At 74.6% G+C, this 398-nt stretch carries 1 protein-coding gene; it reads right to left on the bottom strand.

The window, feature by feature from the left end; translation table 11 throughout:
* On the bottom strand, positions 1–398 hold a 398-nt coding region (locus tag MKK69_RS19530; protein WP_243970569.1), incomplete at both ends, for a methyl-accepting chemotaxis protein.

The following is a 398-nucleotide window of genomic DNA, read 5'->3' as shown; positions in this document are numbered from 1 at the left end:
GCCGTCGAGCCCTGGACCCGGGCGATCTGCCCGGCGATCTCCCCGGTGGCCTTGGCGGTCTGCTCGGCCAGCGCCTTCACCTCGGAGGCGACCACCGCGAAGCCGCGCCCGGCCGCGCCGGCGCGGGCCGCCTCGATCGTGGCGTTGAGCGCCAGCAGGTTGGTTTGCCCGGCGACCGACGAGATAAGCCGGACCACGTGCCCGATCCGCCTGCGGCCCCTGTTAGCCCCATCACCCAGGCGCCCGGTTTGTTGCCACTGGTCGGCGCGGGCCTTCGCGGGGTCCGCCGAACCCTCGACCTGACGGCCGATCTCCCGGACCGAGGTGCCGAGCTCCTCGGCCGCCGCCGCGACCGTGTTGACGTTGCTGGAGGCTTGCTCGGCGGCGGCCGCCACCGT

This window comes from Methylobacterium sp. J-026, from assembly GCF_022829585.1.
In the GTDB taxonomy this organism is placed as follows: Bacteria; Pseudomonadota; Alphaproteobacteria; order Rhizobiales; family Beijerinckiaceae; genus Methylobacterium.
The sequence above is the reverse complement of the archived record's forward strand: the minus strand, read 5'-3'. Positions and strand labels throughout refer to the sequence as shown.